Source organism: Rugosibacter aromaticivorans (assembly GCF_000934545.1).
Lineage (GTDB): Bacteria > Pseudomonadota > Gammaproteobacteria > Burkholderiales > Rhodocyclaceae > Rugosibacter > Rugosibacter aromaticivorans.
On the sequence record NZ_CP010554.1, the window covers coordinates 1472139 to 1487621 of the forward strand.

General features: G+C 55.1%; 18 protein-coding genes. 3 read left to right on the plus strand and 15 right to left on the minus strand.

The annotated features are described in order from the left end of the window. Positions 1–2 precede the first annotated feature (2 nt). Positions 3–737 carry a peptidoglycan editing factor PgeF gene (gene pgeF, locus PG1C_RS07365; RefSeq protein WP_202634188.1) on the minus strand — a complete coding sequence of 245 codons (735 nt, stop codon included), beginning with the start codon at positions 735–737 and terminating at the stop codon, positions 3–5. After that, positions 734–1735 carry an RluA family pseudouridine synthase gene (locus tag PG1C_RS07370; protein ID WP_348539336.1) on the minus strand — a complete coding sequence of 334 codons (1002 nt, stop codon included), beginning with the start codon at positions 1733–1735 and terminating at the stop codon, positions 734–736. The genes pgeF and PG1C_RS07370 overlap by 4 nt, the downstream gene beginning before the upstream one ends. Between PG1C_RS07370 and PG1C_RS07375 the strand changes: the two genes are divergently transcribed. Beyond that, positions 1734–2570, plus strand: coding sequence for an outer membrane protein assembly factor BamD (locus PG1C_RS07375; protein ID WP_202634189.1), 837 nt, complete (start codon positions 1734–1736; stop codon positions 2568–2570). The genes PG1C_RS07370 and PG1C_RS07375 overlap by 2 nt on opposite strands. A gap of 13 nt (positions 2571–2583) precedes the next feature. On the opposite strand, the gene rlmB is transcribed toward PG1C_RS07375, so the two are convergent. The 8 genes from rlmB to PG1C_RS07415 are packed head-to-tail and all read right to left on the minus strand — an operon-like array spanning position 2584 to position 9762. Then, positions 2584–3330 (minus strand): 23S rRNA (guanosine(2251)-2'-O)-methyltransferase RlmB, encoded by a 747-nt coding sequence (rlmB, locus tag PG1C_RS07380; RefSeq protein ID WP_202634190.1) that lies wholly within the window; start codon positions 3328–3330, stop codon positions 2584–2586. Next, positions 3323–4606 carry a mechanosensitive ion channel family protein gene (locus PG1C_RS07385; RefSeq protein ID WP_202634191.1) on the minus strand — a complete coding sequence of 428 codons (1284 nt, stop codon included), beginning with the start codon at positions 4604–4606 and terminating at the stop codon, positions 3323–3325. Before PG1C_RS07385 ends, rlmB begins: the two co-directional genes overlap by 8 nt. Further along, the gene (locus PG1C_RS07390; RefSeq protein ID WP_202634192.1) at positions 4596–5204 is read right to left on the minus strand and encodes a phospholipase D family nuclease; all 609 of its coding nucleotides are present in this window, start codon (positions 5202–5204) and stop codon (positions 4596–4598) included. Before PG1C_RS07390 ends, PG1C_RS07385 begins: the two co-directional genes overlap by 11 nt. Further along, positions 5201–6625: an RsmB/NOP family class I SAM-dependent RNA methyltransferase gene (locus PG1C_RS07395; RefSeq protein ID WP_202634193.1), complete on the minus strand. Its 1425-nt coding sequence runs from the start codon at positions 6623–6625 to the stop codon at positions 5201–5203. The genes PG1C_RS07390 and PG1C_RS07395 overlap by 4 nt, the downstream gene beginning before the upstream one ends. Then, positions 6618–7700 (minus strand): DUF3108 domain-containing protein, encoded by a 1083-nt coding sequence (locus tag PG1C_RS07400; protein WP_202634194.1) that lies wholly within the window; start codon positions 7698–7700, stop codon positions 6618–6620. The genes PG1C_RS07395 and PG1C_RS07400 overlap by 8 nt, the downstream gene beginning before the upstream one ends. 1 nt (position 7701) lies before the next feature. After that, on the minus strand, positions 7702–8343 hold the full coding sequence (purN, locus tag PG1C_RS07405) for a phosphoribosylglycinamide formyltransferase (protein WP_202634195.1): 642 nt from the start codon (positions 8341–8343) through the stop codon (positions 7702–7704). Positions 8344–8392: 49 nt separating this feature from the next. Further along, the gene (locus tag PG1C_RS07410; RefSeq protein WP_202634196.1) at positions 8393–9109 is read right to left on the minus strand and encodes a hypothetical protein; all 717 of its coding nucleotides are present in this window, start codon (positions 9107–9109) and stop codon (positions 8393–8395) included. Beyond that, on the minus strand, positions 9106–9762 hold the full coding sequence (locus PG1C_RS07415; RefSeq protein WP_202634197.1) for a DedA family protein: 657 nt from the start codon (positions 9760–9762) through the stop codon (positions 9106–9108). The genes PG1C_RS07410 and PG1C_RS07415 overlap by 4 nt, the downstream gene beginning before the upstream one ends. 55 nt (positions 9763–9817) lie before the next feature. On the opposite strand from PG1C_RS07415, the gene mutL reads away from it, so the two are divergent. Both mutL and miaA read left to right on the plus strand, forming a co-directional pair. After that, positions 9818–11707 (plus strand): DNA mismatch repair endonuclease MutL, encoded by a 1890-nt coding sequence (gene mutL, locus PG1C_RS07420; RefSeq protein ID WP_202634198.1) that lies wholly within the window; start codon positions 9818–9820, stop codon positions 11705–11707. After that, on the plus strand, positions 11704–12654 hold the full coding sequence (gene miaA / locus PG1C_RS07425; RefSeq protein ID WP_202634199.1) for a tRNA (adenosine(37)-N6)-dimethylallyltransferase MiaA: 951 nt from the start codon (positions 11704–11706) through the stop codon (positions 12652–12654). Before mutL ends, miaA begins: the two co-directional genes overlap by 4 nt. Positions 12655–12781: 127 nt before the next feature. On the opposite strand, the gene folE is transcribed toward miaA, so the two are convergent. From folE to PG1C_RS07450, 5 genes are all read right to left on the minus strand, one after another. Further along, positions 12782–13351, minus strand: a complete 570-nt coding sequence (gene folE / locus PG1C_RS07430; protein WP_202634200.1) for a GTP cyclohydrolase I FolE — start codon at positions 13349–13351, stop codon at positions 12782–12784. Positions 13352–13472: 121 nt separating this feature from the next. Next, positions 13473–13673 (minus strand): hypothetical protein, encoded by a 201-nt coding sequence (locus PG1C_RS07435; RefSeq protein ID WP_202634201.1) that lies wholly within the window; start codon positions 13671–13673, stop codon positions 13473–13475. A gap of 21 nt (positions 13674–13694) precedes the next feature. Continuing rightward, positions 13695–13847, minus strand: a complete 153-nt coding sequence (locus PG1C_RS07440; RefSeq protein WP_202634202.1) for a hypothetical protein — start codon at positions 13845–13847, stop codon at positions 13695–13697. A 275-nt stretch (positions 13848–14122) separates the two neighbouring features. Next, on the minus strand, positions 14123–14674 hold the full coding sequence (locus tag PG1C_RS07445; protein ID WP_202634203.1) for an NADPH-dependent FMN reductase: 552 nt from the start codon (positions 14672–14674) through the stop codon (positions 14123–14125). Between the two features lie 108 nt (positions 14675–14782). After that, positions 14783–15346: a lipid-binding SYLF domain-containing protein gene (locus PG1C_RS07450; protein WP_202634204.1), complete on the minus strand. Its 564-nt coding sequence runs from the start codon at positions 15344–15346 to the stop codon at positions 14783–14785. Between the last annotated feature and the right edge of the window lie 137 nt (positions 15347–15483).

A 15483-nucleotide genomic window follows, 5' to 3' on the forward strand; every position in this document is an offset into this window, starting at 1 on the left:
AGTTATTCCAGCCAGATGCAGCTTGCCATGCGGCCGGTGATGCCATCGCGGCGGAAGGAGTAGAAGCGATCAATGTCGCGCACGGTGCAATAGCCAGGAAAGTCGGCGCTGGTGATACGGCGGATATTCAATGCCTGCAGGCGCTGGCGGGCTAAAAGATAAATGTCGCACAGCCATTTGTCTGTCGCGACCGGGGTGAAGGCGTGCGCTGCTTGCATATCCTGTGCGAGAAACACATCGCGCACCTCCGCGCCGACTTCAAACGCCGTCGGGCCAATCGCCGGGCCGAGCCAGGCCATGAGTCGTTCTCCTGGTGTTTGTATTGCCGCCACACTCGTTTCGATCACGCCATCGGCCAGCCCGCGCCAGCCTGCGTGCACGGCGCTGACTACGCTGGCGTCGTCATCACACAGCAACACGGGCAGGCAGTCGGCCGTGAGCACGGCGCAGACGACACCGCGCTGTCGCGTGAAGCTGGCATCGGCCTCGATGCCGGATGGTGCTAACGCCGCATCCACACACCGCGTGCCATGCACCTGCATCAGCCACGGCGGGTCGGCGGGTAAGCTGCGCCGCAACTGTGCACGATTGGCGGACACCGCAGCGGCATCATCGCCCACGTGTGACGCCAGATTGAAACTCACCCACGGTCCCGTGCTGGCGCCGCCTTGGCGCGTGGTGACCAGCGCGTGCACGCCTGCAGGGGCGGGCCAGTCAGGGATAATCAGATGACTCATGGCGCAGTTCCTCCACGCAGTTCTTTCAGCAAATGCGCAAAATCGGCAGGCAGGGGTGACTCCCAGGACACATCGAGTTTGCTGACCGGATGCACCAGGGACAAACGCCAGGCATGCAGCGCCTGCCGCCGAAAGGCATCGATCCGCGCGTTGCCGCTGCATGCCTTGCCATAGACCGGATCGCCCGCCAGCGGATTCCCACGCGAGGCGAGATGCACGCGAATCTGATGTGTGCGCCCTGTTTCCAGCCGACATTCCAGCAGCGTGGCTTTGGCAAAACGCTCGCGCACTACATAGTGCGTTCGTGCTTCTCTGCCACGATTGTTCACGCCCCGCATCACCGCCATTTTGGTGCGATGCACTGGATGGCGGCCCAGCGGCGCATCTATCGTGCCGCCGTGCTCGATCACGCCGAGTGCTAAGGCCAGATAATGGCGATGCACGGTGCGCGCCTGCAGCTGGCGCACCAGATCGGTTTGCGCAGTGAGGGTTTTTGCCACGACCAGCAAGCCGCTGGTGTCTTTGTCCAGACGATGCACAATGCCTGCACGCGGTATCTCTGCCAGTCGCGGCGCATGGTGCAGCAAGGCATTGAGCAAGGTGCCGCTGGCATTGCCATTGCCCGGATGCACCACCAGCCCTGCGAGTTTGTCGATCACGATCAACTCATCGTCTTCAAACACGATGGTCAGCGCAATGTCTTCGGCAGCATGCTCGTGTGTTTGCAACACGCCGCTCATGTCCGTCGAAAAATCTATCCGCTCCCCCCCCAGCACATGGCTCTTGCCTGCCGCTGGCTTGCCATCCAGCTGTATCAGGCCGGCTTTCAACCATTCCTGCAAACGGCTGCGCGAATGTTCAGGATAGAGCTTGGCTAGTGCGGCGTCAAACCGCATACCGGCATAGTCACGGGGGATTGCCAGTGTCGTGGGCGGTGAGGTCACGGTTTTGCTTGAGCTATAATCCGCCGGAATTTCTTGCGAGGCATCATTCATCATGCGTAGTTTAGCGGCAATCCGGCGAACACTCTCTTCAACCGCCCTGATCGGTGCATTCTTTCTCGCAACTTTTCTCGGATTATTTCTCACTGGATGCGGTGTTTTGCCTGATCAAGTGGATGAAACGGCCAAGTGGTCAGCTCAAAAACTGTACACTTCCGCTAAAGAAGCCATTAGCGAAGGCGGCTATGATTTAGGCATCAAGTATTTCGAGAAACTGGAATCGCGTTTCCCTTACGGGCAATATGCCCAGCAGGCACAGTTGGAAGTTGCCTATGCGTATTACAAAAAAGAAGAAACCGCTTCAGCGATAGCCGCCTGTGACCGCTTTATTCGTTTGCACCCGAATCATCCCAATGTTGATTATGCGTATTACCTCAAAGGGCTCGCCAATTTCAATGAAGATCTTGGCCTGCTGGGCCGCTTGAGCAACCAGGATCTCACCGAGCGCGACCCGGGGGCGGCTTCAGATTCTTTTGATGCGTTCAAAACCCTGGTGACGCGTTATCCCAAGAGCCGCTATACGCCGGATGCCACGCTGCGCATGAACTATCTGGTCAATGCACTGGCTTCGCATGAGGTTCATGTGGCGCGTTATTACATGAAGCGCGGCGCCTATGTTGCGGCGCTTAATCGCGCGCAAGCGTCCATTAAAACCTACCCCAATGCGCCCGCCAATGAAGAAGCCCTTTTCATCATGGTGAAAGCCTATGACTTGCTGGGCGCGAATGATCTGCGCGACGATACCGAGCGCATCATGCGCAAGAATTTCCCGAAGAGCGAGTATTACACACGCGGCCTGAACCGCACCGAACCTTGGTGGAAGCTATGGTAGATTGCGCGACAGGCTACCCTCGTTGACGTCGACTTTCAAACAGGCATAAGCCCGCAGAAACGGAAACATTCAAGCTTTCTACACTGCCGTGCATGGGAATACGGGCGAGTTCGTCACAAGTTTCCCTTGTCAGACGCCGCATGCCGCTGCCTTCAGCACCCAGTACCCACGCAATAGGGCCTTTTTGCTCGATCGCATAAATGTCACGCGAGGCTTGGCCTGCAGCACCGATAACCCAGATTTCACGCTCTTGCATTTCGCGCAATGAGCGGGCGAGATTGGTGACCACAATGTAAGGCACAGTATCGGCCGCACCACTGGCTACTTTGATGACGGTGGCATTCAGCCCGCAGGCTTTATCTTTAGGTGCGATGACCGCATGCGCGCCCGCAGCATCGGCAACGCGTAAACAGGCGCCCAGGTTATGCGGGTCGGTGATGCTGTCAAGCACCAGTAACAGAGCGGGTTCGTGCAAGTTTTCAAGAACATCGTCAAGGGTCATGTGTCGGGCTTGAGCTGCGACACGGGCGACAACGCCTTGATGTGTGGTGTTGCGGCCCACCGTGCCTGCCATGGCATCCAGACGGGCGTTGTCAGATAAGGTGACACGCACACCAAGCCCTTCAGCCAGTGTGAGCAAGTCGCGCATACGGCCATCCTGACGGCCTTCGGCCACGATGATTTCTTGAACGTCCGCAGCGGCGTGGCGCAATTTAGCGGTGATGGCATGAAAGCCGTAAATCAGGCGTGTTTCAGCCATTTTTTTCTCCCAGGATACGGATTTCTCGTTGCGGAAAGGGAATTGTGATGCCCTGCTGTTTAAATGAGTGCCAGATGGCAAGATTGAGGTCTGAACGCAACATGCCTAGCCCATTTTCAGGGTCAGTAATCCAGCAGCCCAGCTCAAGGTTGATGCCCGAATCGGCAAACTCTTTGAGCAGTACGCCAGGTTCAGGTTGCGGCAGAACACGCGGGTGAGCTTGCGCTGCTTCAACTAGCAGACGCATGGCGAGTTCAAGATCGCTGTCATAGCTTATTTGTATTGGCAGCGCAACGCGCACTTGGCGGTCGCTGTAGGATTCGTTTTGCACGATCGAGCCGATCAGTAATTCATTAGGCACGAGTGATTCGATACCTGTCAGGCTACGTAAAACGGTGAAGCGCGTGGTGATCCGTGTGACCTGGCCCCGGTCATTGCCCACGCTAATGATATTGCCGATACGAATGGAGTTATCCAGCAGAATAATGAACCCGGAAACATAGTTGCTGGCTATTTTTTGCAGGCCAAAGCCAAGACCCACACCGAGTGCGCCACCAAACACCGAAAGCGTGGTGAGATCAATGCCAACCAAAGGCAGCGCAATCAAGATGGCAAAGAGCGCCAAGAGGGCACGCAGCAAGCGCGAGAGCACAATGCGCAAGTTGGTATCCATCTCCGCCGCCCGATTCAAGCGGGATTCAAACGCGTTGGAAAGCCATAAGGCAATTAATAAGGTTGCGGCAACGGTGACCAGGCCTTGCAGTATTTGCCACAAAGAAAGCGGTGTTTTACCAATAGGCAGTGTGATGGATTCCAGCGCATCGATCATATCTGGCAGCACACCCAGAATGTGCAAGGCAACGATGCTCCACGCGAGGGTGGCAAAAATACGCTCAAAGCTTGTCAGCCATGTGGCATGCGTAAAGCTATGCCGCAGAATATAAAACACCAGTCGAATGACTGCGAGCGACCCTAGTAGCGGCAGGGCCAGCGTTAATAAATGCGTGTGCATCACCGGCCGCAACAGCCAGCGTGAAAATATGACTGATACCAGCGCCGCTATGGGAAAAATGACACGTTTCAGGCTGCCTCGACCCCATTGCCTGGCGCGCCCCAGGTCGGGTGTCGCGCGGGCGGCAACCCGCTCACGTACAACGCCTTCGACAAGTTTAGCCAGCAAGAGCGAAATCGCTAACGTGGCGAGCTGCCAAAGGATATCGGGGTGATTAAGATCACTGATCAAGTCATTCCAATACGCAGTGAGTTCAATGGCCATGGTGGGCTTCCTTATTTTCCTTGGTTTCCTTTTCAAAGGGCTGGGCTTCGGCGTGATGGCGTTGCCAGTTGTTCAGATAGCGCTGCAGTAGCGCTGGGTTGTCACGCAGAATCAATAAGTTTTCAGCATTGCGCGCTTGCGCGGACCAGGTAAAGTTATAGCTCCCTGTAATCAAAATACCGTGAGGCGTCGAGGCATCAATCAGGATAATTTTATTGTGTGCAATGGCATATCGGGTTTCCAGGCGAATAGGAATATCTGCCGCTGCCAAGGTTGGAACTTGCGAGTTTTTTCCGTTTTCGACCATTTCCCGATCGGCCAGAATGGCTACGGTGACCCCCCGGGCTTTGGCAGCGATGAGCGCTTGGCTTATCGATCGGCTGGTGAGCAAATAGGCTTGCACGTGAATGCTCTGTTGCGCCTCGGCCAGTGCTCGAATGATGGCGCCTTCCGCATCATCCCAGGGGGTGAATAAGGCTTCCACGGAGCCCGTGGCTGCGACAGTGCTTTCCTTGGCGTCAGCCTTGACTGCGATACTTATCGACGCCAGCGCCAGCATCAATGCGGCCAGCGCCAGCGGTTTTCCTGAGCGGATCATTCCTGGCGCTGTAACACGGCAGCGTAAAAGCCGTCGGTGCTGTGGATAGGCGGGCTGAGATGAAGGTCTTCACCGTTCTCTAGCCGGATGCCTTGATCAGCCAAAATGTCAGTGGCGGACAATCGGCAAAACTCAGGACGGCTTGCCAGAAAAGCGTCCACTATGGATTCGTTCTCTTCGCTGAGAATGCTGCAGGTGGCATACACCAGACGGCCGCCGGGCTTGAGCAGACGGGCTGCTGCGGTCAGGATGGCGGTTTGTTTTTGAGTGAGTTCGGCTATGCTTTCCGGTGTTTGCCGCCATTTAAGGTCCGGGTTGCGGCGCAGAGTCCCCAAGCCAGAGCAGGGGGCGTCGACCAGCACGCGATCCACTTTTCCGGTGAGACGTTTAACGCGAATATCGTTTTCGCTGGCAATCAGAATCGGATGCACATTCGATAACCCCGCACGGGCAACGCGTGGTTTGAGTTTAGCCAAGCGCTTTTCTGCCACATCCATGGCATACAGCCGGCCGGTTGAACGCATCATGGCACCGAGCAGCAGAGTTTTCCCGCCCGCACCGGCACAGAAATCCACCACCATTTCGCCGCGCCGAGGGGCTAGCAAATAGCCCAATAATTGCGAGCCTTCATCTTGCACTTCGATTGAGCCATCAAGAAAAAGCGGGTGTTTTTGCAGGAAAGGCCGGTTTTTGAGCCGCAGCCCAATGGGCGAATAAGGGCAGGGCAAGAGCATGAGTCCTTCGGCTGATAATTGCGCCATCACGGCCTCGCGTGTAGCTTTGAGTGTGTTGACCCGCAAATCAAGGGGGGCGGGTGTGTTCAAAGCACGCGCTAACACCAGCAATTGATCGGCGGGAAGACGCGCGCTTAAACGTTCTGCTAGCCAATCAGGGAAATCAAGTTGCTCGCCGAGCGTGAGCGTGGGGTCTGGCTGACGGCGAATTTCGGCGAGCCATTCGGCTTCACCTTCCAGGAGGGCGGGTTCTAGTTGTCGTTGCGACATGCCGCGCAGGCGAGATAACGACAGCAAAACCAGTTCACGCGATGAAACGTGCTGTTTTTTTGTCGGGATGAGCGGAGGAATCAGCGTGGCCAGGCGTGTGAGCAGGCGTTTGCGGCGCAGTATGGCGTAGGCGGTTTCTGCGATGAAGGCCCGATCGCGTGCGCCGCTTTTTTTGCTGCGAAAAAACGCCGATAGAGCCGCATCAGCCGGTTGTGAAAATTGCAGCAATTGGGTGGTGGCTTCTATTGCTGTATTGAGTAACCCGGCGGTTAAGCCTTCTTCTGCCGGGGTTGTTTGATTTGAACTATCCGGGCCGCTATTTTGTTTAGGCCGCTGCCCGGTTTTCTTGGATGGCTGCCCTGAGTTTAAGCGGGAACGGGAGAAGCTATCTTGAGTTTTCAGGTTATTTTTATTCATGAGTATTCTCAGTGCTTGCGTCGTCTGCGAGCTGATCAAAGATGTCGCCCTTGTGGTCGGTAAAGCGAATTTTAAGTGGCAGGCCGTGCACGGTTTTGGCAATCCATAGATCGATGGTGTCCTCGCCATTTTTAGTGCGCAGGTGTTGTGTGGCGTGTGCGCTGCCTTGATAGGTCAGTGTTTCTTCGCCGATCAGTTCAAAATGGTAACGCTCGAGTTTGCGTCCAGTCGCAATGGATAGATCAATAGCGGTCATGGGTTGGTCCAGAGCCACCTGTAACGCTAGTTGGTAATACATCGACAGCATATCTTGCGTGCCATCTGCTACTGGCTCTATTCGGTCAGCATAGGTTATGAGATGCGCTGCCCAATCAAAATCAGCGGTGTCTTTTTTGCCCTTGCGCTCGTTGCTGAACGACAGGGGGCGTAAGCCCGCAGGGGTAATTTCTCCCTGGCTTTCTTGAACAATCCGGGCGGGCCTGAACAGTGCCGCCAGGCCAGTAGTTTCAGTGATATTCGTGAAGGTGTAGTGAATGCCATCGTGCGCCCATGTGTTGATGGATTGCCCGATGATTAACCCGTTTTCGCCCCGCGTGACGATAAAGCGCATGCGCCCTTTATTTGGCAAGGAGACAGGCACGGCAGAGGGTGGGGTGGTGGTAGCTGGTAGTGGGGTGGGTTCAGCGGCTGTCGGTTCAACTGGTGGCGGTCCGTCAAAAGTCGGCACCCCAAGGGTACTTCCTACGGGGAGCGCTGGTGATACGGTGGCAGCAGCGGTCTCGGCAGGTAAACTCGATTCCGTTGCCTCTGCGGCTGGCGGAACAGCGAGCACGCGGGGATGCGGGTTGGCGCGGTGTGGCTTGGGCGGGGGGAGCGCTGAGGTTGCCGGGGGGGCAGCGACGACAGGAGAAGGGCGAATCGTAACACGGGTGGTATCAGGCGCAGCGGGCGTGAGCACAGCATCCAGTCGTGGAGCGGGCTCTTCATGGCCAAGCGCAGGCAGTTCCCACGCTGGGCTGACCAATGCCGCAATATGCAGAAAGACTGAGGCGACGAGTGCCAATGCGAAGGGCATATCAGCGATCCTTGGCTGGACGAGGAATTGCGGATTCCAGTGAAGCCAAGGGCGCGGTGCACTTTACCCGGCCGTCAATCAGATGTACCTGGCCTGTGAGAAACCAGCGTGCAACGCGCGGGTAAAGCCGATGTTCTTCTGCCAGCACGCGCGCAGCCAGGCTTTCTTCCGTATCGTCTGGCAAAACAGGAACCGCTGCTTGCGCAATGATTGGCCCACCATCCAACGCCGGGGTGACGAAGTGCACTGTGCAGCCGTGGGTTTTAACGCTGGCGGCCAAGGCTTGGGCATGGGTTTTGATGCCGGGAAAGGCGGGCAGTAACGAGGGGTGAATGTTCAGCATGCGGCCACTGAAACGCGCGACGAAAGCGTCGCTCAAAATGCGCATGAACCCAGCCAGGAGTACCAGCTGGGGGGTGTAACTTTCAATTTCATCGGCTAACGCCATGTCAAACGCGTCGCGGCTGGCAAATGCGTGATGATCAATGACTTTTGTGGGGATACCGTAGGCCGCCGCAGTAGCCAAACCAGAAGCCTCTGGCCGATTGCTGATTACCGCCCTGCATTGGCCAGGCAGTTGGTCTTCGAGCAAGGCCTGCATGTTGCTGCCTTGTCCCGAAATCAGAATGACGTAGGGCTTCACTGAGATGGACGAGTAATTTCGCGACTGGATGGGTGAATTTTTGATACGGCTATTTAATGGCGAGGACGGGTAAAAATACCGCCGTAGCAAGGCTGTGCGTTACGTGCACGATGGTTCGATGCTCTCTGTCGGCAATTATGTGAGATAGCAAATCCAGGTTGCCGATCATTTTGCCAAGCTCGCGCTCAAAACTCAGGTTGGCGGGTTGTTGCTGGGCTGCCATTTCATTGGTTAGTAACAGTAGATTGCCGCCTGCATCGCGCGCATTGGCGAGTTTCCAGGCCGCAATTTCGAGGTTTCTGGCACTGTTATAAAGTTTTTGTGGTTCTAGTGTATCAAACATGAAAAATTCTGTTTTCTCGTCAAAGGCGACATTGAGCATACCGCCAGTGCCGGCAATAAAAGCCGCCACGCGGTCACCTTGATAATTTGTTGAGAGCGCAAGCAATATGGCTTCCGTGCCCTGTTTTTGACCAAGCTCAGGCAAACGCCAGCCAGTGCGCGGGTCCAGCAGGTGGTCTAGTGTCGCTTCAAGCGTGGCGTAACCACTTTTTTTCCATTCGCGCGGATTACGGCGATAGAGCTTCTCTGTCAGCGCACGAAGGCTCAAAAAAACTTCTCGTCGATGGATATCCGCTACGCGGTCAATATCGCTTTTACCGAGTTGTTTAGGTTCGAAGGTGGACATGGAGTTGCCCGTCTCGCCCATTTGAGCACAACCGGTGAGCAGGGTAGGGATCAGCAACAACCCTGCAAGCATTTTCATATCGTTTTAGCCATCAACCGATGGCGAAGCCAGGCAAGCAGCATAGGGCTCAGTGATAAACCAATGATGCCAAAAATCACCAACGACAAATTAGCTTTGATCCAGGGCAGATTGCCAAACCAGTAACCCGCCAGGGTCAGTGAGCAGACCCACAAAATGCCGCCGACTAAATCAAAAACAAAAAATCGTGGGTAATGCATGTTGCCCGCCCCGGCAACAAAGGGGGCGAATGTGCGCACTAAAGGGATGAAGCGCGCTAGCAGCATGGTTTTGCCGCCGTGTTTTTCATAAAAGGCATGGGTTTTGTCGTACGCGTTACGGTTGAAAAAACGCGAGCTTTCCCCCCAATGCAGTATGCGCCGTCCGGCCCACCGTCCAATACCGTAATTGGTGTTGTCTCCTAACACTGCGGCTAGCGTGAGCACCAGCGCCACGGTGGTGATATTGAAGCCATCGCCACTGGTTGCGGCCAGCGCCCCGGCAACAAAAAGCAAAGAATCGCCGGGTAGAAAAGGTGTCACCACCAAGCCTGTTTCGCAAAAGATAATGGCGAAAAGAATGACATAAATCCAGGTGCCGTACTGCGCGAGTAGCAAGGCAAGATGTTTATCGAGATGCAGAACGATATCGATAAATTGGCTAAAAAGTTCCATGAGATAACACGTGCAAGGAAAAGGATCATTTTACCGGAAGCTATAATCCATCCCCATGAATACCCCACGTTCAGAACAAAAAATTCGGCCATTGCCTGACTTGCTGATTAGCCAGATTGCAGCAGGTGAAGTGGTCGAGAGGCCGGCCTCAGTACTCAAAGAGTTGCTGGAAAACAGCCTGGATGCGGGGGCGACAAAAATTGAGGTAAGACTTGAAGAAGGCGGCGTAAGACTGATCCACGTGGCTGATGATGGCTGTGGCATAGCGGCAGACGATTTGCCCTTGGCGCTTAGCCGCCATGCCACCAGCAAAATAACCAGCCTGGAAGATCTGGAGTGCGTAGCCAGTTATGGTTTTCGCGGTGAGGCGCTGGCATCCATTGCTGCCGTGGCACGGGTAACGGTAACGAGCAAACAAGTAGGGGCTGCGCATGCCTGGCGTTTGCAGCGGTCAGGCGATGAGGGGGACTCCGTGCAGCCGGCAGCGTTGTCGGGCGGTACAATGATCGAGGTGGCCGATCTTTATTTCAACACACCGGCGCGGCGCAAATTTCTCAAGGCCGAAGCTACCGAATTCGCACATTGCGATGAGGTGTTTCGACGCATCGCGTTAGCGCGGCCCGATGTTGCATTCAGTTTGACGCATCAAGGGCGCGAAAAGTGGCGTCTTGCCAGCGCCAGCGCGGTGCGTCCCTTCGAGAACTTTTCGCGCAGAGCAAAGGAGATCATCGGCGAGGCGTTTTTTCCTCATGCACGGGCAATTGATGTGGCTGCCGGGCCGTTGCGGCTGTCTGGCCTTGCGGCGATGCCAGCGTATTCGCGCTCAGGGCGAGATGAACAGTACTTTTTTGTGAATGGCCGTTTTGTGCGCGACAAGTTACTGATGCATGCGGCGCGCCAGGCATATGAAGATATTCTGCACGGGGCGCGTCATCCAGCCTATGTGCTGTTTCTTGAGTTGGATCCAGCGGGGGTTGATGTCAATGTGCATCCCGCCAAGACAGAAGTGCGCTTTCGCGAAGCGCGCGGCATTCACCAGTTTGTTTTTCACGCCATACAACGCACCTTGGCTACGCCGCTGTCTGGGGTGGGGGCAGATGAACATGGGCAGGATGCCAATCACCCGGTAGACGACTCACCCAATGACAACTCACCCAATGGTTTGTCCGATATATCGTATTTTTCGCCCTATCCAACCGCCTCGACGTATCAAGTGCCGCTGGGTATGAGTGAAGCAGCGGTACGACCCTATTTAGACTTTGCCCGCGCAGCATTTGCGGATGCAGGCGACACATCACTAGCACGCACGGCAGAAAACGCTCTTTCTGCGTCAGGCTTTCCACCGGCGGATAACGCGCTTGCGCCCCCCTTGGGTTACGCCATCGCTCAGTTACGTGGTATTTATGTGCTGGCGGAAAATGCGCACGGTTTGGTATTGGTGGATATGCACGCTGCGCACGAGCGGATTTTGTATGAGCAGCTGAAAACCTTGCTTGATGCGGGCTCGCCTGCGACGCAAGCCTTGTTAGTGCCCATCGTGCTCTCTGTCAGTGCGCGTGAATTAGCGACCGCAACTGAACAAATGGAAGCGCTGCATACCCTTGGTTTCACTGTGGCCAGCATCGGACCCCGTGAGCTGGCCGTGCGCGCTATTCCTGCCATACTGTCTGGCGGCGATATTGTTGGGCTGGTGCGCGCCTTATTGCAAGACCTGGCCGAGCAACCGGCTAGCCGCGTCGTGGAAACACAGCGCAATGCGTTGTTGTCAACCATGGCTTGCCACGGTGCTGTGCGTGCCAACCGCCATCTCACCTTGCCGGAAATGAATGCGCTGTTGCGCCAGATGGAAGCGACCGAACGCGCCGACCAATGCAATCATGGCCGCCCGACCTGGGTGCAACTGCCAATGGCCGAGCTTGACAAGCGCTTCATGCGCGGTCGATGAAATTGCCAACAGAGCTGCCTCCCGCGATTTTTTTAATCGGCCCGACGGCCAGCGGCAAGACCGCGCTGGCGTGTGAGATCGCCACGCGCTTTGCCTGCGACATTATCAGTGTGGATTCTGCCCAAGTGTTTTGCGATATGGACATCGGCACCGCAAAGCCAGACGCCGCAATGCAGGCTCAGTTCCCCCACCGCTTGATTAACCTGATCACGCCGGAAGCGCGTTATTCCGCCGCGCGTTTTCGGATGGATGCCTTGCGAGAAATGGCCGCAACCACTGCCAAGGGGCGTATTCCGTTACTAGTGGGTGGCACCATGCTGTATGTCAAAGCTCTGCGCGAAGGGCTGGCCGATTTACCTGATGCTGACTCTCCACTCCGCGCCGCGGTGGATCTGGAAGCCGCCGCGAGGGGCTGGCCCGCCCTTCACGCCGAGCTTGCACAAATAGACCCTGAAACCGCGGCACGCTTGAAACCCACAGATGCCCAACGTATTCAACGTGCCATTGAGATCATCCGCCTGACAGGGCAAACCATGAGCAGCTTATTTGTCGCACAGAAAAAATCAGTGCCCCCCTATGATTTTTTGACGCTGGCGCTGGTACCTGAAAATCGCAGTGAATTGCATCGACGTATCGCGGTACGGTTTGACACCATGCTTAGTCAGGGTTTGGTAGACGAGGTGGTCATGCTCCGCCAAAAATATCGATTGGATGCCCGATTGCCGGCCATGCGCTGCGTAGGTTATCGTCAAGTCTGGGAGATGCTTGAAGGCGAACTTCCCAAAGGCGAGCTTCGCGACCGCGGCATTTTTGCCACTCGCCAGTTAGCTAAACGGCAACTGACATGGCTGAAGAGCATGCAGGATTTGAATGTCTACGACCCGTTGGCGGCTGACATCACGGCGACCGTGATTGCGGCTGTCGACAACCACATCAGTCAACAATGACAGGATTCGACTTCCAAGTGGACGCACTATCCTTACCACGCCGGCAACATTAGGTAGCTGGCATGTAGCTCAAGCATCTGGCAAAACATCACTAAGAATTCTCGATCAATCAGGGCGAGTGTGTGGTTTAGGTGCGGCGTCCGATCAGGGAAAAGAATTCCTCCCGGGTGGCGAATGAATCGCGAAACTCCCCGAGAACGGACGAAGTCACCATCGTCGAATTCTGCTTCTCCACGCCGCGCATCATCATGCACAGGTGGCGCGCTTCAATTATCACGCCCACGCCCTTGGCATTGACCGATTCCATCACTACATTAGAAATCTGCTCGGTGAGACGCTCCTGCAATTGCAGCCGTCGTGCGTACATGTCCACCAGACGGGCGAGTTTGCTCACGCCGAATACGGTGCCGCTGGGAATGTAACCGATATGGCAGTGGCCAAAGAACGGCAGCATATGGTGTTCGCACATGCTGTAGAACTCGATGCCCTTGACGATGACCATGCTGCTGGTTTCCTGGGTGAAGCACGCCCCGTTGATCAGCTCCTTGGCATCGGTGCGATAGCCCGAAGTGAGGAATTCGAGTGCCTTCGCCACTCGCTTCGGCGTATCGAGCAGGCCTTCGCGCGCGGGATCCTCGCCGATCTCGACCAGCAATTCACGCACCAAACGGCCGATTTTTTCAGTGTTCAATTCCATGGCCGCTATCCTTACTCAAGAAAAAGTTGAGGTATTGCCTGGAGGGGCTTGCCTCTCCAGGCGGGCGAAAGAAACGCATATCGTCCTTTGCGAGAGAAAACGGGACAGGATGGACTCGTACTCAGCTGGTTTTACGTCTGTGCGATGGTGCATTGCGGCTTTTGCCAGCCTTGGTCAAGGCAATGGCAACCGCCTGCTTGATCGCCTTTTCCTTTGTCGGCGGATGGCTGGTGCCTATCGATCCATCTTTCTTCCAGTCATCGACGAGTGTCTTGATATTGCTGCTGACGACCGACTGACTGGATCCTTTTTTGAGTGGCATGTTTATTCTCCAATGTGTAAATCAATTGACCAGGTTTTCAACCAATTGCGGTGCTGCCAGCGGATTGAAATCCGCCCATTCTCCATTACGCCATTCGCCCTGCGCCTGTTCGATATCCACCGCACCTTGCGCGCGCAGGGTGGCAATCACGCGCTTTTCGTTTATTGGGTTCACAATATGCACCGACAACATGATGTCGCCCGAACGGCGTTCTGGCGAATGCGGCTGGATTAGGATTTCGGCGTCCGCCCAGCGCACCGGCCAGTGACCCTACCCTGGGGGATTGTTGTGAAAAATGCAGATATCTGTAGTATCGATATATTGTGTAATCAATGCCGCAACGGCATCTGCATCGTCTTTTGTCTGAAATCGCCTTGCGATGATTCGTTCCATTGAGTTATCCTTTCGCGCCGTCCAAGAGACTAACAAACCGTACTTTCTTTAGTAAGTTAGACAACATGTTTCTTCACCCAAGCAGCATATTGATTCATCCAGTTCTGCAGGAATTCTTTGCTGTCTGAACCGATGTTGCCAGCTTCGTCAAACAATCCCTCCTTTGCCTGGATGAATGCTTCCGGTTGACCAAGGGTCGGTACGTCCAGATACGCGAGAATGTTGCGCAAATGCTGTTGTGCCATGGCCGTACCGATGACACCTATTGAAATACCCAATACACCTGCAGGCTTACCTGCCCAAGCGTTTTGGCCATACGGGCGCGAGGCGTGGTCAAGCGCATTCTTGAGTACCCCGGGGATCGAGCGATTGTATTCAGGAGTGACAAACAGCAAACCCTGCGACACTGTGATTTCGGCCTTCAGCCGCTTGACGGAGTCGGAAGGGCTCCCGTCGTCATCCTGGTTGTAGAGCGGCAAGTGCCCGACGCTTAGTTGCTTGAACGAGAACTCCGGTGGTGCCAGTTTCACAATCGCATCTGCCAGTTTGCGGTTAAATGAATCCCGGCGAAGACTGCCGACGATAACTGCAATTTGGTATTGGCGCATGTTATTTCCCTATAAAAAATTCCGATTCTCTACAGTTTACGGATGACAGCAACTGGATGATCGCCAGATCAAGGTCAATCCATGTTGCTGTGTTCATGGATTCTCAGATCAACGCTTGATGCGGGAAATTTTTGTACCTTCGATGCTCAAGCTTGCCATGAGCCCCTGTTGGTCAAAAATGAAGGCGTAGGCATCATCCTTGAGAGTCGAGGTTGACAGATTTTTGGCGACCCCTTCATTCACCGCGACCACGGTTGGGCCTACGCCAAATTCCCATCCCTTCGATTTTTCCAGGTATTTCACGGCCTTGTCAGTCATGAGAAATACAACGTAGCCGTAAGACTCCGCACCTGCTTGCCAGCCCCAGGAGGCGGAAACCGAACTGTAGTAGTCGACAAGATGTGCATCCTTGGTTAACACACCTTCACCATAACTGCCGCCGAATACGAGCCCGGCTTTGACGATATGCGGAAACACTAAAACCGCCTTTGCCTTCTTGGCAATACTTTCGGCCACAGGATTAGTCTTGTACAAGGTTTGCAGTGCCTGGGAGGCATCCTTGTTCAGGTCTTCTGCAGTGGCAGCATCCGCAGGGCTACTCAGTGCGCCGAGCGAAAATGCAGCCGCCACCACGAGAATGGAATTATGCAAGGCGCGTTGTATGTTGGTCATTTTCTTTTCCTTTAATTAGTAAGTAGTACTGAAGTCGTTTTCGATTTGTAACTGATAATATTATGGAGATTGAACTCCACACGATTTCATGATGCGCTGATTTTTTGGGCTATTTTGTGCGCTACCGAACAGAAGAT